Consider the following 18,345-nt stretch of genomic DNA (forward strand, 5'->3'; position numbering starts at 1 on the left):
CAGCCTCCGGGCGGTCGATGCGAGGCGCGCGTGGCCTGACCCTCGCGCGGGGCCAGCGGCCGTCAGGTGCCGAACAGGCTGTCCTGCGCCTCGTCCGCGGTCCCCTCGTCCTCGCCGCCCGCGCCCGGCGGCGGCCGGTTGTCGAGCAGGCCCGCGGCGCGCAGCTCGCGCAGCCCCGGCAGGTCGCGGGCGCTTTGCAGGCCGAAATGATCGAGGAAGCCCTCGGTCACCACGAAGGTCACCGGCCGGCCCGGGGTCATCTTGCGCCGCCCCAGTCGCACCCAGCCCATATCGATCAGCTGGTCGATGGTGCCGCGGCTCACCGTCACGCCGCGCACCTCCTCGATCTCGGCGCGGGTCACCGGCTGGTGATAGGCGATGATCGCCAGCGTCTCGGTGGCGGCACGGCTGAGCTTGCGGGTTTCGACCGCGTGGCGCTCAAGCAGGTGGCCGAGATCGGCGGCGGTGCGAAACGCCCAGGCATCGCCGGTCCGGCGCAGCTCGACGCCGCGCCCCTCGTATCGGGCCCGCAGCGCCTCGAGCGCGCCCGCCACGTCGGTGCCCTCCGGCAGCCGCCGCGCCATCTCGGCTGAGGCCAGCGGCTCGGCGCTGGCGAACAGCATCGCCTCGAGCATCCGCTCGGCCTCTTCACGCGACGGCGCGTCGAACTGGGCGGTCTCGGGGATCTCGGTCATGCGCGGTCCTTCCGGCGAATCTCGATGGGGGCGAAGCTCTCGCCCTGACGGATCTCGATCCGGCCCTCCTTGGCCAGTTCGAGCGAGGCCGCGAAGGTCGCGGCGGTGGCGGAGCGGCGGCGCTTGGGCGCGGCGCGCCAATCCTCGGGAAAATAGGCCGAGATGTCGGCCCAGTCGGCGGCCTCGCCGACCATGGCGCGCAGCCGGTCGAGCGCCTGCTCCATGGTCATCAGGTCGCGCCGGTCCATCACGAAGGGGCGGAACTCGTCGCGCGTCTTGACCCGGGCATAGGCCTGCATGAGGTCGAGCAGCGAGGCGTGGTGCACGGTCGAGCGATGCACCGTCACCGCCTCGGCGGCGCCGCGCGCGAAGACCTCGCGACCCAGCCGCGGCCGCGCCATCAGCTGCGCCGAGGCCTCGCGCATTGCCTGCAGCCGCTCCAGCTGGAACGCCAGATGCGCCGCGAGATCCTCGCCCGAGGGCTCCTCGCCCTGCGGGTCGGGCGGCAGCAGCAGCCGCGACTTCAGGAAGGCGAGCCACGCCGCCATGACGAGGTAATCGGCGGCCAGCTCGATGCGCAGCTCGCGCGCCTTCTCGACGAAGCCGAGATACTGCTCGGCCAAGGCGAGGATCGAGATCTGCCGCAGATCGACCTTCTGGGTGCGCGACAGCACCAGAAGCAGGTCGAGCGGCCCCTCGAAGCCCGCCACGTCGACGATCAGCGCCTCGGCGGCGCGGCGCTCCTCGACCGAGGCATGGCCCTGCCGGGCCGCGAAATCCTGCCCGCCATCCATCAGGCGTCTTCCCCGGTGAGCGCGCCGAGCTCGTCGCGCAGCGCCTCGAGATCGGCCTCTTCGGGCGCACGGCGCTGCGCCAGCGCCGCCTCGGCACGGCGGATCGTCTCCGCGCCCATCGCGCCGCAGGCCGCGACCACCGCTTCCATCTCGTCGCGATCGCCGTTGCAATGCAGCACCACGTCGCAGCCCGCCGCGATGCTGGCGGCGGCGCGCGCGTCGATCTCGCCCGAAAGCGCCTCCATCGACAGGTCGTCGGTCATCACCAGCCCGTCGAAGCCGATCTCCTCGCGGATCATCCGCATCGCCTTGGACGAGGTGGTGGCGGGCCGCTCGGGGTCGACGGCGTCGAGCACGATATGCGCGGTCATGCCCATCACCATGTCGTTGAGCGCCACGAAGGGCGCGAAGTCGCGGTCGCGCAGATCGCCAAGCGGCACCGAGACGCGCGGCAGCGCCTTGTGGCTGTCGACGCTGGCGCGGCCATAGCCGGGGATGTGCTTGAGCACCGGCAGCACGCCGCCCGCGAGAAGCCCGTCGGCGGCGGCGCGGGCGGCGGCGACCACGCCATCGACCGTGTCGCCATAGAGCCGGTTGCGCAGGATGTGATGCGTCTGCGGCTCCACCAGATCGGCCAGCGGCGCGCAGTTCACGTCGATGCCGACCTCGTGCAGCTCGGCCGCGATCAGCCGATGCCGCAGCCATTGCGCGCGCAGCGGGTCGCTGGCGCGGCGCATCTGGTCCAGCGCCGGCAGGTAGGCATGCCAATGCGGCGGCCGCATCCGCTGCACGCGCCCGCCCTCCTGATCGATCAGGATCGGCGCCTCGCGGCCCACCGCGTCACGCAATTCGGCGGTGAGGCGGCGCAGCTGCGCCGGGTTCTCGACGTTGCGGGCGAAGAGGATGAAGCCCCACGGATCGGCGTCGCGGAAGAACGCCGCCTCGTCGCGGTCCAGACGCGCGGCTTCGGGGCCGAGAATCGACGCGGAGGTCATCGCACCACCACCGGGATGCAGGCCGCGTCCTCGGCTACCAGCGCCGAGCAGAAGCGCCGCGCCTCGGCCAGATTGGCGAAACCGGTGGCGCGCAGCCGGAAGAAGGTGCGCCCGCCGCTCATCGCCTCCTGCACCAGCCGCTCGCGGCCCGACAGCAGTTCGCCGAAGCGGGAGGTGAGGCGCGCCCATTCCTGCCCCGCGACCTCGGGGCTTTCGAAGGCGCCGAGCTGCACGAGGCTGGTGCCGGGCGCGATCTCGCGCGTGTTGACCGCCACCGGGGCGATCTCGGGCTCGGGCGCGGATGCGGCGGCGGCGGCCATGGCGGTGGCCGGGCGCAGCGCGGTGGGCCGCAGCGCCGGGCGCGCCGGCGGCACCGGCCCGGCGGCGGCACCGGGTGCCGCGAGCGCCGGATCCGCGGCGGCGATCACCGAAGGGTCGGGACCGGCCACGGTGCCCGGGGCGGGCGCCTCGGCGGTGGCCAGCGGCACCGTGCCGGCGACGATGCGGTCGGCGAGATCGGCGACGTCGTCCACCGACATCGGCCGGTTCGGGTCGAAGACCGGCGCCGCGCCGGCGAGATCCTCGCCGGGCCGCAGCTCGCCCGCCTCGGCGGTGGGCTGGACCATCAGGTCCTCCTCGGTCAGGCCCGGCCCCTGCGGCGCCAGCACCAGCCGTTCCTCGGGACCGGCCGCCTCGCCCATCGCGGCGATGTCGTTCACCGCGAGACCGGTATGCAGCGCGATCTCGCCGCCCGGATTCTTCGGCGCCTCGCGCATCGGCCCCTGCATGGCGCGCACCACCGGGATGCCGGTGACGTCGCGCATCCACAGCTTGTAGCCCCAGATCGCGAGGCCCAGCACCAGCGTCAGCGACAGGATCGCCCCCGCGTAGCGGAACGCCAATGCCGTCACCGCCGCCAGCCGGCCCGGCCCCTGCGGATCGCTCGGTTGTGCCATCTCAGCCTCTCTGCCGCTCGATTTGTCTCGGGGATCGCGCGTCCCCGTGGCCTTGTCCGACCGCCCGATCGCGCTCAGCGCATCTCTTCGACCGGGGTGACGCCAAGGATACCAAGCCCTTCCCCGATCACAACGCCGACGGCGCGGGCGAGCGAAATCTTGCCCTGGGTCGTGGCCGTCTCGCCCTCCTGCACGAAGCGCAGCGCGGGCTCGTCATTGCCACGGTTCCACAGCGCGTGGAAGGCCGAGGCGAGATCATAGAGGTAGAAGGCGACGCGGTGCGGCTCGTGGCCCTTGGCGGCGATCTCCACCAGCCGCGGCCACTCGGCGAGCGCGCGCATCAGCGACAGCTCCGCCTCGTGGTCGAGCGCCGAGAGATCGGCCTCGGCCAGCGTCGCGTCATCCACGGCGATGCCCATGGCATCGGCCTTGCGCAGCACCGAGTTGATCCGCGCATTGGCGTATTGCACGTAGAAGACCGGGTTCTCGCGGCTCTGCTCGAGCACCTTGTCGAAGTCGAAATCGAGCGGCGCGTCGTTCTTGCGCGTCAGCATGTGGAACCGCACCGCGTCCGGGCCGACCTGATCGACCAGATCGCGCAGCGTCACGAAGTTGCCGGCGCGCTTGGACATCTTGAACGGCTCGCCGTTCTTCCACAGCTTGACCAGCTGGATCAGCTTGACGTCGAGCGGCACCTTGCCCTCGGAGAGCGCAGAGACAGCCGCCTTCATCCGCTTGACGTAGCCGCCGTGATCGGCGCCGAACACGTCGATCAGCTGGGTGAAGCCGCGCGCCACCTTGTCGTGGTGATAGGCGATGTCGGGCGCGAAATAGGTCCAGGCGCCGTCCGATTTCATGATCGGCCGGTCGACGTCGTCGCCATGCGCGGTGGAGCGGAACAGCGTCTGCTCGCGCGGCTCCCAGTCCTCGGGGGTCTTGCCCTTGGGCGGCTCCAGCGTGCCGCGATAGATCAGCCCCTTGGCGCGCAGGCTCTCGATCGCCTCCTCGATCCGGCCGGTGCCGTAGAGCGACTTCTCGGAGAAGAACACGTCCATGGTGACGCCCAGCGCCGCGAGGTCGGCGCGGATCATCTCCATCATCGCCTCGGTGGCGATCTCGCGCGCCTCCTCGAGCCAGTCCTCCTCGGGGGCGTTGAGCTTGCCCTCGCCCCAGACCTCCTTGAGCTTCTCGCCCACCGGCACGAGGTAGTCGCCCGGATAGAGCCCCTCGCCGATCTCGGGCGTCATGCCGCAGGCCTCGCGGTAGCGCTCGAAGGACGAGCGCGCCAGCACGTCGACCTGCGCGCCGCCGTCATTGACGTAGTATTCCTTGGTCACGTCGTGGCCCGCATAGTCCAGCAGCCGCGCCAGCGCGTCGCCGAACACCGCGCCACGGGCGTGGCCCACATGCATCGGCCCGGTGGGGTTGGCCGAGACGTATTCGACGTTGACCTTCTCGCCCTGCCCCATGGTCGAGCGGCCGAAGCCCTCTTCGGTCAGGGCGGCGCGCACGATGCCCTGCCACAGCGACGGCGCGAGGCGGAGGTTGATGAAGCCCGGCCCCGCCACCTCGGCGGAGGCGATGCGGTCGTCGGCGCCGAGCCGCTCGGCCAGATCCACCGCGATGTCGCGCGGCTTCTTGCCCGCGGGCTTGGCCAGCACCATCGCGGCGTTGGTCGCCATGTCCCCATGCGCCGCGTCGCGCGGCGGCTCCACCGTCACGGCGCCGGTCTGCATCCCCTCGGGGATCGCACCGTCGCGCGCCATCGCGTCCAGCGTGTCGAGCACAAGCGCCCGGATGTCGGTGAAGAGGTTCATGCGCAGTCCTTTCGGCCAGTCGTGCCGCGAGATCGGCCCGCGACCCTTTACCACGGCGGCGCCGCGCGTCAACGCGGCGCGCGCCGTATCGGACCGGTCTCAGCCGCCGCGCGTCATGCCGCGCCTCATGCCGCGCGAGGCGGCTTGCCATCCGGTTTGCGCGGCTTGGCGCCGGGCTTTGCGCCGCCGGGCCGCCACAGGCTGCCGGGTTTCGGGCCCCATGCCTTGACGCCGGCCATGCTGCCGCTCTTGCCCGGGGGCTTGCCATTGCCCTTGCCGTGGTTCTTCGCGGCCTGCTTGGCGATCTCGTGTCCGGCCTCGGGATCGGTGCCCTTCTCCTCGCCCGGCGGCAGCAGCGAGATGATCCGCACGTCGGGCGCGGGGCGGATGTCCTCGTCCTCGCGGATGAACTCGGTGGTGCCCTGCGGTCCGACCCGGGCCACGACCTTGGCGTGCGGCCGCTTGGCGCGCCACTCCTCGAGACCGTATTCCTCGGTCAGCCGGGTGACGCGGAAGCTCCAGCCCTCCTGCATCAGCTTCTCGAGCCCGTTATAGCCCTCCTCGGGGCCGAATTCGCGGCCCGTCAGGCTGGAGGACAGCGCGTGCCGCGCGCTCTCGTTCTTCTGCCGGGTGATCTGGTAGACGTTGTCGCGGCCGAATTCCGGGCCGAGATCGGTGGCGACCAGCGTGTTGTAGGCGTCGTTCTCGGTCGCGGCGACGACCACGTCGTAGCTCACCAGCTCGAGGAAATGCTCGGCCGATTCCGACAGGATGTCGCCGGAATAGGTCGGGATGCCCTCCGAGCGCGCGGCGCGCAGGTTGTTGTGGTTCGGATCGGCCATCAGCACCGGCACCTCGATCTTGCGAAGCGCCTCGGCCAGACCGCGGGTGAAGCGCGAGCCGCCGATCAGCAGCACGCCCGGCACGGCGCCGCCCGACAGGCCGAGCGCCCGCGCGAAGGGCACCAGCGTGAAGCCGTGCACCACCACCGTGAATGCCACCAGAACGAAGGCCAGCGGCGCCACGACATGGCCGTCCGGCACGCCGAGATCGGCAAGTCGTTCGCCGAAGAGACCCGCGACCGCGACGAGCACGACGCCGCGCGGTCCGGTCAGCGCCACCAGAAGCTGCTCGCGCCACGGCACGCCGGCGCCCAGCAGCGACAGCCAGACGGTCAGGGGCCGCACCACCAGCACCACCGCCAGCACGAAGACCACCGCGCGCCAGTCGAGCGCGGCCAGCGTCTCGAACTCGATCGCGGCGGCGAGCAGGATGAACACCCCCGAGACCAGCAGGATCGTCGCGTGCTCCTTGAAGCGGCGCAGCTCGGCATAGGAGGGCAGATCGGCATTGGCGATGCCGATGCCCATCACCGTCACCGCCAGCAGGCCGCTCTCGTGCAGCACCGTGTCGGAGACCGCGAAGACCGCCAGCAGCAGCGAGAACAGCACCGGCACCTTCATGTATTCCGGCACCCGCCCCTTGCGGAAGCCCCAGGCCACCACCGCCGCGCCGGCCGCGCCCAGCGCCAGCGCCACGACGATGCCCAGCGCCAGCTCCCACACGGCGCTGCCGACGGTGACCGCGGTGCGCAGCACCAGCACCACCTCGAAGGCCAGCACCGCGGCCAGCGCCCCGATCGGGTCGTTGACGATCGCCTCCCATTGCAGGAGCGAGGCCGGGCGGCGCGCCAGCCGCGCGGTGCGCAAGAGCGGCGCGATCACCGTGGGACCGGTGACGATCATGATGCCGCCGAACACCGCCGAGCTTTCCCAGCTCAGCCCCGCGCCGTAGCGCAGCGCCAGCGTCGAGAACAGCCAGCCCAGCGGCGCGCCGATGAAGACCAGCCGGCTCACCCCCTTGGCCTCGTCGCGCAAGCTGCGGAAGTTAAGCGTCAGGCCGCCCTCGAACAGGATGATCGCCACCGCGATCGAGATCATCGGCTTGACCAGATCGCCGATGTCGCGCGCCGGCACGAACCAGCCGAGGCCCGGTCCGATGACGAGGCCCGCCGCCAGCATCAGCACGATCGCCGGCAGCCGCAGCCGCCATGCCAGCCATTGCGAGCCGACGCCGATGGCCCCCACCAATGCGAAGGCCATGATCGGGGTCAACCCGGCGGCATGTTCTGCCGTCATTTCAATTTCCACTCCAGGCCCCCGCAACGTTCGTCTTCTCAAGGATGTCCGAGCCGGTCAGCCGCGCATGTTCCTGCAGCGCGAAACGGTCGGTCATCCCGGCAATGTAGTCCGCCACGATCCGTGCCAAGGCGGTTTCGTCCGAAGCCTCGGCCACATCCTTGCGCCATTGCTTCGGCAGGTTCTCGGGATGCGCCATGAACAGCGGGAACAGGTCGTGGATCACGCCGGTCACCCGCTCGCGCATCACCACCACCTCGGGGGCGCGGTACATGCGATGGAACAGGAACTTGCGCAGCACCTTCAGATCGGACCAGAGACCGGGCGTGAAGCGGACCATCATCCGCCCCGCCTCGCGCACCTCACGCGCCGATTTCGGGTTGGCCTCTGCGAGATTGGCCCGCGCCACGCCGATCACGTCCTCGACCAGCACCCCGAAGAAACGGCGCAGCGCCTCGTGGCGGCGGCGGTAGTAGTTCAGCCCCGGATAGAGCCGGTCGACCTCCGAGAAGCAGGCGTCGAGGATCGGCAGCTCGGCCAGCTCGTCGGTCGAGAACAGCTCGGCCCTGAGCCCGTCATGCAGGTCGTGATGGCTGTAGGCGATGTCGTCGGCCAGCGCCGCGACCTGCGCCTCGGCGCTGGCATGGGTATGCAGCTCCAGGTCGTGCAGTGCCACGTAGTCGGCCAGCGCGTAAGGGATGTCGCCGGTCACCGGCCCGTTGTGCTTGGCGATGCCCTCCAGCGTCTCCCATGTCAGGTTCAGCCCGTCGAAATCGGCGTAGTGCCGCTCCAGCGAGGTGACGATGCGGATCGCCTGCGCGTTGTGATCGAAACCGCCATAGGGCGCCATCAGCGCGTTCAGCGCGTCCTCGCCGGTATGGCCGAAGGGCGGGTGGCCGAGGTCATGCGCCAGCGCCACCGCTTCGGTCAGCTCGGTGTTGAGCCCGAGCACGCCGGATATGGTCCGCGCCACCTGAGCCACCTCGATCGAGTGGGTCAGCCGGGTGCGGAAATAATCGCCCTCGTGCTCGATGAAGACCTGCGTCTTGTGCTTCAGGCGCCGGAACGCGCTCGCATGGATGATGCGGTCGCGGTCGCGCTGGAATGGCGAGCGGAAGGCGCTCTCTTCCTCGGGGTGGAGCCTGCCGCGCGTGTCGCGCGGGTCGGAGGCGTAGGGAGCCGTCATCTGATCCGCCAGCTTGTCGTCACTATTCACCTTACCTATATGGGTCGGGAAGCCGCCCGGACAGGGAATTCGCACGGATTCCCGCGCCCGGACCCGGTCAATGACCCTGCCCATGGATAGGTTCCACATGCTGACGCTGCCCCCCAAGGTCACCCCCCGCGCCTGGGAACGCCTCGCCGAGATCGGCGCGCAGGCCCAGGGCAAGGCGCTGCGCGTCGCGGTCGAGGGCGGCGGCTGTTCGGGCTTTCAATACGAGATCGCGCTCGACGAGCCCAAGGAGGACGACCTCGTGCTCGAAGGCGCGGGCGAAAAGGTCGTGGTCGACAGCGTGTCGCTGCCCTTCCTCGCCGACGCGGTGATCGATTTCGCCGACGAGCTGATCGGCGCGCGCTTCGTGATCGAGAACCCCAACGCCACCAGCTCCTGCGGCTGCGGCACCAGCTTTTCCATCTGATCGCTTTCGGGCGGGCCGCGGCCGCTTGACGCGGCCCGGCCCTCGCCTACCCTCCGGGACTGACAGCACCGGAATTTCAAGATCATGACAGACGACAAGATGCCCGACCGCCCCGAACATGCCGCTGAGGGGACTGGCCCGGAGCCTCTTGCCGAACCGCGCGCGCACGCGCCCGGGACCCCGCCCGAGACCGATCTCGCGCAGGCCGCGCGCGCCTTCTGGGCCGCGCTGATGCGGGCGCTGGGGCGCGGCGGGCGTGGCCTCGGCCGCGCGGCGACCGCCGGGATCGGCCATGGGAACAAGGCCCTGAGCGGCCTCTCGGCCAAGGCGGCGCAGGGCGGTGCCGTCGCGGCGGAACGGCTGCGCGCCCGTCGTGACCGACCCGAACCTCGGACCGCCTCCAATACGGACACCGGCCCGACCGCGCCGGACACCGAGGCCGCGCCGCGCCGTTCGCTCGCCGCCCGCGCGGCGCAGGGCTGGCGCGACGCCTCGGCGCGCCGCCGTGCCCGGCTCGACGAGCGCAAGCTGCACCCGGCCGCCACGGTGCGGGCGACGCGCTGGATCTGGCGCACCGTCTTCGGCCTCGCCTTCCTGCTGCTGCTCGGCATCGTGCTGGCGGGCGGCGTGCTGGTCTGGGCGGTGCGGGACCTGCCGCTGGCCGACATGCTGCCGCCGCTCGAGGAGCCCACGCTCACCGTGCAGGACGAGGCGGGGGACACGCTGTTCACCCGCGGCGCCTATCGCGCGGGCTACGTGCCGCTCGACCAGATGCCGGAGCACCTGCCGCAGGCGGTCTCGGCGATCGAGGACCGGCGCTTCTGGGATCATCCGGGCGTCGACATCGAGGGCATCGGCCGGGCGATGTGGCGCAATTTCTCCTCCGGTGGCGTGGTCGAGGGCGGCTCGACCATCACCCAGCAGCTCGTGAAGGTGCTCTATCTCGACCCCGACCGCACCTACAAACGCAAGCTGCAGGAGATGGTCCTCGCGCTGGGGCTGGAGCGCCAGCTCGGCAAGGACCGGATCATGGAGCTCTACCTGAACTCCACCTATCTCGGCGCCGGTGCCTGGGGCATGCCCGCCGCGGCGCAGCTCTATTTCGACAAGCCGGTGCAGGAGCTGAGCCTCGCGCAGTCCGCGATCCTCGCCGCGACGATCCGCGCGCCCTCGGTGATCAACCCCGAGGCCGATCTGGAGCGCGCCCGCGAGCGCGGTCTGGTGGTGCTGTCGGTGATGCGCGATCTCGGCCGCATCGACGATGCCGCCTTCGAGACCGCCAGCGCCGAGATGGCCACGATCGAGCCCTCGCCGCCCCCCGCCCGCGCCGGCAGCTACTTTGCCGACTGGGTGCTGGGCGAGGCGCAGGAGCTGTCGGGCGCCGTCGACGGCCCGCTCACCGTTACCGCGACGCTCGACATGGAGTTGCAGGCCAAGGCCGAGGAGATCCTGCGCAACGCCATGTCCGGCCCCGGCGCGCAGGCCGGTGCGAGCCAGGGCGCGATCGTCGCCATGACCCCAGACGGGCGGGTCCGCGCCATGGTCGGCGGCGTCGATTACGGCGAAAGCCAGTTCAACCGCGCCACCGACGCGCTGCGCCAGCCCGGCTCGACCTTCAAGCTGCCGGTGTTCCTCGCAGCCCTCGTCATGGGTGCCGACCCCGAGACCCGCCTGCCGGACGAGCCGATCGACATCAACGGCTACAAGCCCGAGAACTTCAACGGCCAGTATGCCGGTGTGGTGACGCTGCGCGAGGCCTTCGCACGCTCGCTCAACGCCGCCACGGTGCGGCTGGCCCAGGAGGTCGGCATCGACCAGGTGATCGAGGTATCGCGCCAACTCGGCATCGAGGGCGAGCTGACACCGACGCCGAGCCTCGCGCTGGGCACCTCCGAGGTATCCCTGCTCGACATGACCGAGGCCTATGCCGCGATCCTCGCCGGGCGCGCGCCGATCAAGGCCACCGGCATCGCCAGCCTGAAGCTGGGCGATACCGGCGTCGCCCTGTCGGTCTCGGGCTCGGACCCCAACGCGGTGCAGCTCAACCGCACCCGCGACCCGATGCTGTCGATGCTGCGCGCCGTGGTCACCGACGGCACCGGCAAGCGGGCGCAGATCCCCGGCTTTGCCGCCGGCAAGACCGGCACCAGCCAGAACAGCCGCGACGCCTGGTTCATCGGCTTCACCGACAAGCTGGTGGTCGGCGTCTGGATCGGCAATGACGACAACTCGCCGATGGACCAGCTCACCGGCGGCAGCCTTCCGGCCGAGATCTGGCGCGAGGTGGTGCAGGCGGCGGGCGGCGCGAGCGCGGCGCAGGCGCCCAGCGCCGAGAGCCAGACGCCGGTGCGGGTACGCCGCGGCACACAGGTCGAAACCACCCGCGCCGACCGGCTGCGGCGGCGGGCGGCGGCGCAGGGCCAGCCGCAATGCGACGTGCGCGCCTGTTCGCGGGCCTACCGCTCGTTCCGCGCCTCGGACTGCACCTTCCAGCCCTATTCCGGCCCGCGCAAGCTCTGCACCCGCTAGCCTTGCCCGCCCGGCCCCGCCTGCTACAAGCCCCGGGACCCCGCCAAAGGATGCCCGCATGAAACTCGCCACCTTCAACATCAACGGCGTCAAGGCGCGGATCGGCGCGCTTTCGGACTGGCTGCAGGAGCAAAAGCCCGACGTGGCGCTGCTGCAGGAGATCAAATCCGTCGACGAGCAGTTTCCGCGACAGCATTTCGAGGAGATGGGCTACACCGTCGAGACCCATGGCCAGAAGGGGTTCAACGGGGTGGCGATCCTGTCGCGGCTGCCGCTCGAGGACATCAGCCGCGGCCTGCCGGGGGACGAGACCGACGAGCAGGCGCGCTACATCGAGGCGACGGTGATCGGCGAGACGCGGCCGGTGCGGATGGGCTGCCTCTACCTGCCCAACGGCAACCCGGCGCCGGGGCCGAAATACGACTACAAGCTGGCTTGGATGGAACGGCTGCGGGACCGCGCCCGGGCGCTGCTGGCGCTCGAGGAGCCGGCGCTGCTCGCCGGCGACTGGAACGTGATCCCGCAGGCCGAGGACGCGGCCCGGCCGGAGGCCTGGGTCGAGGACGCGCTGTTCCGCCCCGAGACCCGCGCCGCCTATCGCCGGATCGAGACGCTGGGCTTCACCGACGCGTTCCGCGCCCGGGTGCGCGGCGCCGGGCACTATTCCTTCTGGGACTACCAGGCCAATTCCTGGGAACGGAACAACGGCATCCGCATCGACCACCTGCTGCTGTCGCCGCAGGCGGCGGATCTGCTGCGCGACGCCTGGATCGACCGCGAGGTGCGGGGCCGTGACAAGCCCTCGGACCATGTCCCGGTCTGGGTCGAACTCGACGCCTGACCCCGAACCACAACACGCAAAGGGGGCGCGCGGTGAAAGCCGCGCGCCCCTTTCGCATATCGGCGCCCCCTCCCCGCATCGGCAGCGCGAAGACAATGCCGCCCTGCCGCACAAAGAGAACTTCACGAATGCACATACTAAACTGTTCAGTTTACAGGATGGAAGCCCTATCTCTCCCTCATCGCAAGACACTGGAGACACCCCGAACGACACCAAGACCAAGGCGCGCGGCATGATCCGAAAAGGACATTCCGCGAGGCAGACGAGAGCTTTCAGCCCGAGTTTGTCGCCGCCTGTAACGGCACCGCCGCCTGCGACAGCTCGCGACAAAGCCGTGTTGGTCATGCGCCGCCAGGGGCGCGATATCCGAACTTGCAAGGCGCGCCGCAATCCGCGGTCGCCACCGGTACACATCATCGCCCCACCTCCCCGGGGCATTTCGAAAGGAAGACACCATGAAAACCCTGACCTTCGCCGCCGCCGTCGCTGCTGCCCTGACTGCCGCCCTGCCCGCCGCCGCCCTGACCGACAACCTCGGCGCCCAGCGTGCCGTCGCCGATGCCGGCCATGTCGAGCTTGACCGCGTGACCAGCGCCACCGGCGGCTATGTCGAGATCCTCGACGGTTCCAGCATCGAGACCGGCGTGCTGCTGGGCTCCGAAGATGTCCGCGCCGGGCTCGAGACCGACGTGCGCGTGCAGCTGATCCACCGCCCCTACCGCGACAACGTGATCGCCGTCCTCTACGACGCCGACGGCCAGGTCACCGCGACGCGCGAACTGCGCGTTCAGAACTGATCGCGCTTCGGGGGCGCCAAGCCCCCTTCTCTGCTCCAGTGGAGAACGGGCCCGTCATCTACGCGATGGCGGGCCTTTCCCGTGTCACGTCATGCGCATGGAGCCATGCCATCCGCGCGGTGAACCGATCCGGCGCCAGCCGACCGATCGCGCCGAGCCCCGCATGGGCCAGCCACCGCGCGGGACCCGAAAGATGATAGTTGCGCGCATTGGCCTCGGCCGCCGCGATGGCGCGCCGCACCCGTGGCCCCCGCGTCTTGGCATAGAGATCCAACGCCGCGTCGAGATCGGTCTCCGCCTCGAGCGCGCGGGCCAGCACCCAGCCATCCTCGATTGCCAGATTGGCACCCTGCGCGAGAAAAGGCAGCGTCGGATGCGCCGCGTCGCCCAAGAGCACCAGCCGGCCACTATGCCAGCGCTCGGGCACCGGGTGCCGGAACAGCCCCCAGAGCCGCACCGCCTCGACCCGCTCCAGCAGTGCCCGCAGCTCCGGCGCGGCGTCCGAGAAAATGGCGCGCAGCCGCGCCGGATCGTCCTCATGGTCCCAGCCCTCGGGCGCCCAGCCCGGCTGTTCGCGTACCGCCACCATGTTGAGCCGCCCGCCGGGCAAGGGATAGGTCACCACGTGCCGCCCCGGCAGCATCCAGATCCGTGCCAGCGGGGCCGCGCCTGGCGCGTCGATCACCATGCGCCATGCCACTTGGCCGGTGAAGACGGCCTCGCTGCCGGGAGCGACGAGGGGCCGCAGCGCCGAACGCAGCCCGTCGGCCGCGACGATCAGATCGGCCGCGGTCGAAGCCCCCTGTTCGAAATGAAGCTGCCCCGCATGCGGCTCGGCCCCCGTGACCGTCCGTCCGGTGATAATGCGGATACCGGCCTGACGTGCGGCCTCGGCCAAGAGATCGACGAGCGCGGCGCGATGCAGGAAACGATAGGGATATGCGCCACGATCGAGCGCGAAGCGGGCAATGGCGCGACCGGAACGGCCATCCATGGGCTGCACCGCCTCGGCGCGGGCCGAGGCGGCATCGAGCGCCGGACCGAGGCCCAGCCGCTCGAGCACCGCGGCGCCGTTGGGCGTGATCTGCAACCCGGCGCCGATCTCTCGCAGCGCCGGTGCGCGTTCGAAGATGTCGACTTCATGCCCCGCGCGCGCGAGGCAAAGCGCGGCGGTCAGGCCGCCGATCCCGGCGCCCGCGACGGCGATCCGCCGGGAGGGGCCGGGATTCACCGGATCAATCGTCGCGGTGCACGCGCTCGCGGCGTTCGTGGCGCTCCTGCGCCTCAAGGCTCATCGTGGCGATCGGACGAGCGTCGAGGCGGCGCAGCGAGATCGGCTCCCCGGTGATCTCGCAGTAGCCGTACTCGCCCTCGTCGATCCGCCGCAGCGCGGCGTCGATCTTCGAGACCAGCTTGCGCTGACGATCCCGGGTACGCAGCTCCAGAGCCCGGTCGGTCTCTTCGCTGGCGCGGTCGGCGATGTCGGGAATGTTACGCGTCGCGTCCTTCATCCCCTCGATGGTGTCGCGGCTGTCCGACAGCAGTTCTGCCTTCCATGCCAAGAGTTTGCGACGGAAATATTCGAGCTGCCGCTCGTTCATGAACGGCTCGTCCTCGGCGGGCCGGTAGGTGTCGGAAAGAAAGGACTCGGCTTTCATGTCTGCTCCCGTTGAAGGGCCAGCGCCGGGTCCCCAATCACCCCGCTACCGGCGTACCCCTTATGCCGCCGTCCTACTCCCTGCGTCACCTCCTGTCACCCCTGTTTCTGCACCGCCGTGTCGCGGCGGCAACGGCGACTGCGGCTTTAAAATCAGGCGTTTCACAAATTCGTCATGCCAAAACACCCTGCCCGTGTTACTTGTTTGCAACATAACGTGTCTCATCCGTGGGATGAAAATGACGATACGGCAGCTCGCCGCGACGCTGCGACGCGGCGCGGGTGCTGGACAGGCGCCTCTTGCGCAGGCTAGGGACGGCGTCGCGGTCAGGTCCGGCCGCGTCCCGCGCGGAGAGCTTGCGATGATCCTTCCCCTGACCGGCCTCGTGATCGGCGCCATCCTCGGCGCATGGCGCGCGCGCCGTCATGGCGGCGGCGCCGCCGACATGGCGCAATGGGGAGCCGCGCATGGTGTCGCGCTCGGCGTCGTGGGGCTGTTCCTGCTTCTGCTCGTGAGCCGGCTCGCCGGCTGAGACACACGGGATCGTGCCGGGGATCAGCCGGCCCGGTCCTCGCGGCGCTTGTCCTGCCCCTGGCCGCGCGCCTGCAACTGCCGAAGCAGCTGGCTCAGGCGATCGGGGACGTCCTGTTCGAGCGGAAAGGCCCGCTGCAACGCCGCGTCGCGTATCTTCTGGTCGAATTGCTCGAAATTCATGGTTGCCTCGTTCAGTTGGACAACCCCCCTGACATGGTGACAATAGCATTAGCCCGGATTTGGTTCCCGAAGGGTTAATCACACTTGACGCAATCTGTGGCGTATCAGCCGCATGTGATCCGCAAGAGACGGTGCTTGCGGCGCCTCGTTCCCACCACCATATTCGCCAGATGCTGAAGCTCTCGCCGCTCATCTTGGCCCTGCTCTACGGGTTCGCCGTCTACCAGGTTTCGGTCTGGCGCACCCGCCGTGCGCTCGACAGCCAATCGACCGAGCTGGCCGAACCGCGGCTGCGCGCGGCATGCGAGAAGCTGGCCCGCGCGCTCGAGCTGCCCCGGATCAAGGTGCATGTCTACGAGATCGCGCCGGTCAACGGGCTGGCCGCGCCGGACGGGCGGATTTTCCTGACCCGCGGCTTTCTGCAGAAATTCACCGCGGGCGAGGTCACCGCCGAGGAGATCGCCTCGGTCATCGCGCATGAGTTGGGCCACGTGGCGCTGGGTCACTCGCGTCGTCGCATGGTCGATTTCTCGGCGCAGAACGCGCTGCGCACCGCGCTTGCGGCGCTCCTGTCGCGCATCATTCCCGGTATCGGCGGCCTGATCGCCAGCGGTCTGGCGCGGCTCGTGGCGGCGCGGATCAGCCGGGTCGACGAATACGAAGCCGACGCCTACGCCTCGGCGCTGATGATCAAGGCGGGCTTCGGCACCGGACCGCAGAAATCGTTGCTGTCCAAGCTCGACAGGCTGGCGGGCGCCGGCGGCGCCACCCCGGCCTGGCTGATGAGCCACCCCAAGACCGAGGCGCGGCTGAAGGCGATCGAGACCAACGAGGCGAAGTGGCTCGGCGCTTAGCCCGCCGCCTCGACAGACTTGCCGAACCGGTTCAGCCGCGCCTTCTTCAACAGGCGGCGCGGCGTCCATTCCTCGCCCGAGAGGCGGCTCGCCTCGGACACCACGCCGGCCACCACCTCGCCCACCGGGCCCGGGTTCGCCTCGAACAGCCCCAGCAGGAAATTGTCCGGATCGGCGCGCGACAGCCCTTCCTCGGCGAGGACGTCGCGCGGGAAATCCTTGGCGTTCATGGTGACGATCACGTCGCAATGCCCTGCGACCGCGCTGGCCAGCACGTGGACGTCGTCCGGGTCGGGCAGCCAGAGCCGGCGCTCCAGATCCGTGGCCACGGCGACCTCGGCGCGCGGGAACCGCGCGCCCAGCAGCGCGATCTCGCCGCGCGCGATCGCCTCGCCCCCCGGCCCCAGCCGCGCCGCCGCCCGCGCCCATTCCTCCGAGATCCGCGCGCTCCAGCGCGGCTCGTAGAGCCCCCGCCCGGCGCAGCCGAGCAGCAGTTCGCGCATCACCGTGGGATACAGGACGCAGGCGTCGAGCAGGACCCTCACAGCCGGAACACGAGCGCCTTGAGATAGCCGCCCTCGGCCAGTTGCGGCAGCACCGGGTGGTCGGCTCCGGCGAAACCGGTGTAGCAGATCGCGCCCTTCCGGCCCGCCTTGCCGATGCCGCGCGCCGAGGCGGCGCGGAACTTCGACAGGTCGGCCGCGTGGGAACACGAGCACAGCACGAGGTAGCCGCCCTCCTCGACCAGCGGCGCCGCGAGCCGGGCGATCCGCTCATAGGCCCGAAGCCCCGGCTCCAAGGCCTGCTTCGACGGCGCGAAGGCGGGCGGGTCGCAGACCACCACCTCGAAGCGGCGGCCCTCCTTGTCGAGCGCCGCCAGCGTGTCGAAGGCGTCGCCCTGCCGGGTCTCGAACCGCTCGGCCACGCCCGAGGCCTCCGCCCCCTTGCGTGCCAGGTCCAGCGCCGGGGCCGAGCCGTCCACGGCCAGCGCCGAGGCCGCGCCCTGCGCCAGCGCCGCGAGGCCGAAGCCGCCGACATGGCTGAACACGTCGAGCACGCGCGCATCCTTGGACAGCCCGGCGGTGAAGGCGTGGTTCGGGCGCTGGTCGTAGAACAGCCCGGTCTTCTGGCCACCCATCAGATCGGCCATGTAGGTGGCGCCGTTCATCGGCACCTCGACCGGCCCCTCGGGCGCCTCGCCGCGCAGCATCCGTAGTTCCTCGCCCAGTCCCTCGAGCCCGCGCGCCCGGCCCGAACCGTTGAGCACGACGCGGCGGATGCCGGTCGCGGCCAGAAGCGCGTCGGCGATGGTCTCGGCCCCGGTATCGGCCCAGGCCGCATTGGGCTGCAGCACAGCGATGTCGCCGAAGCGGTCGATCACCACGCCCGGCAGCCCGTCGGCCTCGGCATGGACCAGCCGGTAGAAAGGCTGATCGAACAGCGCCTCGCGGTGGCGCAGCGCGCGCACCAGCTTGGCGGCGATCCAGTCGCCGTCGATCACCGCCTCCGGGTCGCGGTCCAGCACGCGGGCCGCGATCTTGGAGCCGGGATTGACCGTGACCACGGCCATCGGCCGGCGCTCGGCATCCTCGAGGATCGCCAGCGCGCCGGGGGCGAGCGCCTTGGTGCGGCGGTCGAGAACCATTTCGTTGGCGAAGACCCAAGGAAAGCCGTGGCGGATCGCGCGGGCATCGGCCTTGGGCATCAGCCGGACGGTGGGATAGGGCGGGAGGTGCGGAAAGGGTGTCATGCGCTCTCCTACCCCGAGCGCCGGTCCACGAAAAGCCGCACCGCACGAAACCGGGCCGCCCATGGGCGGGTTTTTCCTTCAGGCGCCGCCGGTCCCGCTGGACCAGACCAGCGGGACAGGTTGTTAGCGCTAACGATCCGTGCTAACTGCGCGGCAACCCGATTACC

The 18,345-nt window shown here is 70.5% G+C and carries 18 protein-coding genes; 6 read left to right on the forward strand and 12 right to left on the reverse strand.

The window, feature by feature from the left end; all coding sequences use genetic code 11:
• Positions 1 to 62: 62 nt before the first annotated feature.
• The 7 genes from scpB to ACRAQ3_RS08415 all read right to left on the reverse strand — a co-directional run bounded on the left by scpB (position 63) and on the right by ACRAQ3_RS08415 (position 8,581).
• The gene (scpB, locus tag ACRAQ3_RS08385) at positions 63 to 695 is read right to left on the reverse strand and encodes an SMC-Scp complex subunit ScpB (RefSeq protein ID WP_432254298.1); all 633 of its coding nucleotides are present in this window, start codon (positions 693 to 695) and stop codon (positions 63 to 65) included.
• A complete protein-coding gene (locus tag ACRAQ3_RS08390) occupies positions 692 to 1,489 on the reverse strand; it encodes a segregation and condensation protein A (RefSeq protein ID WP_269397200.1) in 798 nt (265 codons plus the stop codon). Before ACRAQ3_RS08390 ends, scpB begins: the two co-directional genes overlap by 4 nt.
• Positions 1,489 to 2,484, reverse strand: a complete 996-nt coding sequence (locus ACRAQ3_RS08395) for a glycoside hydrolase family 3 N-terminal domain-containing protein (protein WP_432254299.1) — start codon at positions 2,482 to 2,484, stop codon at positions 1,489 to 1,491. Before ACRAQ3_RS08395 ends, ACRAQ3_RS08390 begins: the two co-directional genes overlap by 1 nt.
• The gene (locus tag ACRAQ3_RS08400) at positions 2,481 to 3,440 is read right to left on the reverse strand and encodes an SPOR domain-containing protein (protein ID WP_432254300.1); all 960 of its coding nucleotides are present in this window, start codon (positions 3,438 to 3,440) and stop codon (positions 2,481 to 2,483) included. Before ACRAQ3_RS08400 ends, ACRAQ3_RS08395 begins: the two co-directional genes overlap by 4 nt.
• A 74-nt stretch (positions 3,441 to 3,514) precedes the next feature.
• Positions 3,515 to 5,257 carry an arginine--tRNA ligase gene (gene argS, locus ACRAQ3_RS08405; RefSeq protein ID WP_432254301.1) on the reverse strand — a complete coding sequence of 581 codons (1,743 nt, stop codon included), beginning with the start codon at positions 5,255 to 5,257 and terminating at the stop codon, positions 3,515 to 3,517.
• Between the two features lie 125 nt (positions 5,258 to 5,382).
• The gene (locus tag ACRAQ3_RS08410; protein ID WP_269397196.1) at positions 5,383 to 7,395 is read right to left on the reverse strand and encodes a cation:proton antiporter; all 2,013 of its coding nucleotides are present in this window, start codon (positions 7,393 to 7,395) and stop codon (positions 5,383 to 5,385) included.
• A 1-nt stretch (position 7,396) separates the two neighbouring features.
• Entirely contained in the window at positions 7,397 to 8,581 is a 1,185-nt protein-coding gene (locus tag ACRAQ3_RS08415) for a deoxyguanosinetriphosphate triphosphohydrolase (RefSeq protein ID WP_269397195.1), read from the reverse strand.
• A 127-nt stretch (positions 8,582 to 8,708) separates the two neighbouring features.
• Here ACRAQ3_RS08415 and ACRAQ3_RS08420 point away from each other — a divergent pair, with 127 nt between their 5' ends.
• The 4 genes from ACRAQ3_RS08420 to ACRAQ3_RS08435 all read left to right on the forward strand — a co-directional run bounded on the left by ACRAQ3_RS08420 (position 8,709) and on the right by ACRAQ3_RS08435 (position 13,202).
• Positions 8,709 to 9,035 carry a HesB/IscA family protein gene (locus ACRAQ3_RS08420; RefSeq protein WP_085897387.1) on the forward strand — a complete coding sequence of 109 codons (327 nt, stop codon included), beginning with the start codon at positions 8,709 to 8,711 and terminating at the stop codon, positions 9,033 to 9,035.
• Positions 9,036 to 9,119: 84 nt separating this feature from the next.
• Positions 9,120 to 11,564, forward strand: coding sequence for a PBP1A family penicillin-binding protein (locus tag ACRAQ3_RS08425; protein ID WP_432254302.1), 2,445 nt, complete (start codon positions 9,120 to 9,122; stop codon positions 11,562 to 11,564).
• Between the two features lie 58 nt (positions 11,565 to 11,622).
• Positions 11,623 to 12,405, forward strand: a complete 783-nt coding sequence (xth, locus tag ACRAQ3_RS08430) for an exodeoxyribonuclease III (protein ID WP_432254303.1) — start codon at positions 11,623 to 11,625, stop codon at positions 12,403 to 12,405.
• Positions 12,406 to 12,860: 455 nt separating this feature from the next.
• A complete protein-coding gene (locus tag ACRAQ3_RS08435) occupies positions 12,861 to 13,202 on the forward strand; it encodes a DUF7282 domain-containing protein (protein ID WP_432254304.1) in 342 nt (113 codons plus the stop codon).
• 58 nt (positions 13,203 to 13,260) lie between these two features.
• On the opposite strand, the gene ACRAQ3_RS08440 is transcribed toward ACRAQ3_RS08435, so the two are convergent.
• Entirely contained in the window at positions 13,261 to 14,433 is a 1,173-nt protein-coding gene (locus tag ACRAQ3_RS08440) for an FAD-dependent oxidoreductase (protein WP_432254305.1), read from the reverse strand.
• Between the two features lie 4 nt (positions 14,434 to 14,437).
• Positions 14,438 to 14,860, reverse strand: a complete 423-nt coding sequence (gene dksA / locus ACRAQ3_RS08445) for an RNA polymerase-binding protein DksA (RefSeq protein WP_085897299.1) — start codon at positions 14,858 to 14,860, stop codon at positions 14,438 to 14,440.
• Between the two features lie 361 nt (positions 14,861 to 15,221).
• Between dksA and ACRAQ3_RS08450 the strand changes: the two genes are divergently transcribed.
• Complete coding sequence (locus tag ACRAQ3_RS08450) at positions 15,222 to 15,392, forward strand: hypothetical protein (RefSeq protein ID WP_269397190.1); 171 nt, start codon at positions 15,222 to 15,224, stop codon at positions 15,390 to 15,392.
• Positions 15,393 to 15,415: 23 nt separating this feature from the next.
• Here the strand turns inward: ACRAQ3_RS08450 and ACRAQ3_RS08455 are convergent, their stop codons facing one another.
• Positions 15,416 to 15,574: a hypothetical protein gene (locus ACRAQ3_RS08455; protein ID WP_269397189.1), complete on the reverse strand. Its 159-nt coding sequence runs from the start codon at positions 15,572 to 15,574 to the stop codon at positions 15,416 to 15,418.
• Positions 15,575 to 15,744: 170 nt separating this feature from the next.
• On the opposite strand from ACRAQ3_RS08455, the gene ACRAQ3_RS08460 reads away from it, so the two are divergent.
• Positions 15,745 to 16,428, forward strand: coding sequence for a M48 family metallopeptidase (locus ACRAQ3_RS08460; RefSeq protein WP_269397188.1), 684 nt, complete (start codon positions 15,745 to 15,747; stop codon positions 16,426 to 16,428).
• On the opposite strand, the gene ACRAQ3_RS08465 is transcribed toward ACRAQ3_RS08460, so the two are convergent.
• A complete protein-coding gene (locus tag ACRAQ3_RS08465) occupies positions 16,425 to 16,973 on the reverse strand; it encodes an RSP_2648 family PIN domain-containing protein (RefSeq protein WP_432254306.1) in 549 nt (182 codons plus the stop codon). The genes ACRAQ3_RS08460 and ACRAQ3_RS08465 overlap by 4 nt on opposite strands.
• The gene (locus ACRAQ3_RS08470; RefSeq protein WP_432254307.1) at positions 16,970 to 18,178 is read right to left on the reverse strand and encodes an RSP_2647 family RNA methyltransferase; all 1,209 of its coding nucleotides are present in this window, start codon (positions 18,176 to 18,178) and stop codon (positions 16,970 to 16,972) included. The genes ACRAQ3_RS08465 and ACRAQ3_RS08470 overlap by 4 nt, the downstream gene beginning before the upstream one ends.
• Between the last annotated feature and the right edge of the window lie 167 nt (positions 18,179 to 18,345).

Source organism: Limimaricola sp. AA108-03 (genome assembly GCF_050847355.1).
GTDB lineage: Bacteria > Pseudomonadota > Alphaproteobacteria > Rhodobacterales > Rhodobacteraceae > Limimaricola.

Excerpts from the sequence above, each read along its gene's own strand:
- ACRAQ3_RS08450 (WP_269397190.1), top strand. The coding sequence starts at position 15,222 with ATGATCCTTCCCCTGACCGGCCTCGTGATCGGCGCCATCCTCGGCGCA.
- ACRAQ3_RS08460 (WP_269397188.1), top strand. The coding sequence starts at position 15,745 with ATGCTGAAGCTCTCGCCGCTCATCTTGGCCCTGCTCTACGGGTTCGCC.
- scpB (WP_432254298.1), bottom strand. The coding sequence starts at position 695 with ATGACCGAGATCCCCGAGACCGCCCAGTTCGACGCGCCGTCGCGTGAA.
- ACRAQ3_RS08395 (WP_432254299.1), bottom strand. The coding sequence starts at position 2,484 with ATGACCTCCGCGTCGATTCTCGGCCCCGAAGCCGCGCGTCTGGACCGC.
- ACRAQ3_RS08420 (WP_085897387.1), top strand. The coding sequence starts at position 8,709 with ATGCTGACGCTGCCCCCCAAGGTCACCCCCCGCGCCTGGGAACGCCTC.
- ACRAQ3_RS08455 (WP_269397189.1), bottom strand. The coding sequence starts at position 15,574 with ATGAATTTCGAGCAATTCGACCAGAAGATACGCGACGCGGCGTTGCAG.
- ACRAQ3_RS08470 (WP_432254307.1), bottom strand. The coding sequence starts at position 18,178 with ATGACACCCTTTCCGCACCTCCCGCCCTATCCCACCGTCCGGCTGATG.
- ACRAQ3_RS08390 (WP_269397200.1), bottom strand. The coding sequence starts at position 1,489 with ATGGATGGCGGGCAGGATTTCGCGGCCCGGCAGGGCCATGCCTCGGTC.
- ACRAQ3_RS08410 (WP_269397196.1), bottom strand. The coding sequence starts at position 7,395 with ATGACGGCAGAACATGCCGCCGGGTTGACCCCGATCATGGCCTTCGCA.
- argS (WP_432254301.1), bottom strand. The coding sequence starts at position 5,257 with ATGAACCTCTTCACCGACATCCGGGCGCTTGTGCTCGACACGCTGGAC.
- ACRAQ3_RS08400 (WP_432254300.1), bottom strand. The coding sequence starts at position 3,440 with ATGGCACAACCGAGCGATCCGCAGGGGCCGGGCCGGCTGGCGGCGGTG.
- ACRAQ3_RS08435 (WP_432254304.1), top strand. The coding sequence starts at position 12,861 with ATGAAAACCCTGACCTTCGCCGCCGCCGTCGCTGCTGCCCTGACTGCC.
- ACRAQ3_RS08425 (WP_432254302.1), top strand. The coding sequence starts at position 9,120 with ATGACAGACGACAAGATGCCCGACCGCCCCGAACATGCCGCTGAGGGG.
- dksA (WP_085897299.1), bottom strand. The coding sequence starts at position 14,860 with ATGAAAGCCGAGTCCTTTCTTTCCGACACCTACCGGCCCGCCGAGGAC.
- ACRAQ3_RS08415 (WP_269397195.1), bottom strand. The coding sequence starts at position 8,581 with ATGACGGCTCCCTACGCCTCCGACCCGCGCGACACGCGCGGCAGGCTC.
- xth (WP_432254303.1), top strand. The coding sequence starts at position 11,623 with ATGAAACTCGCCACCTTCAACATCAACGGCGTCAAGGCGCGGATCGGC.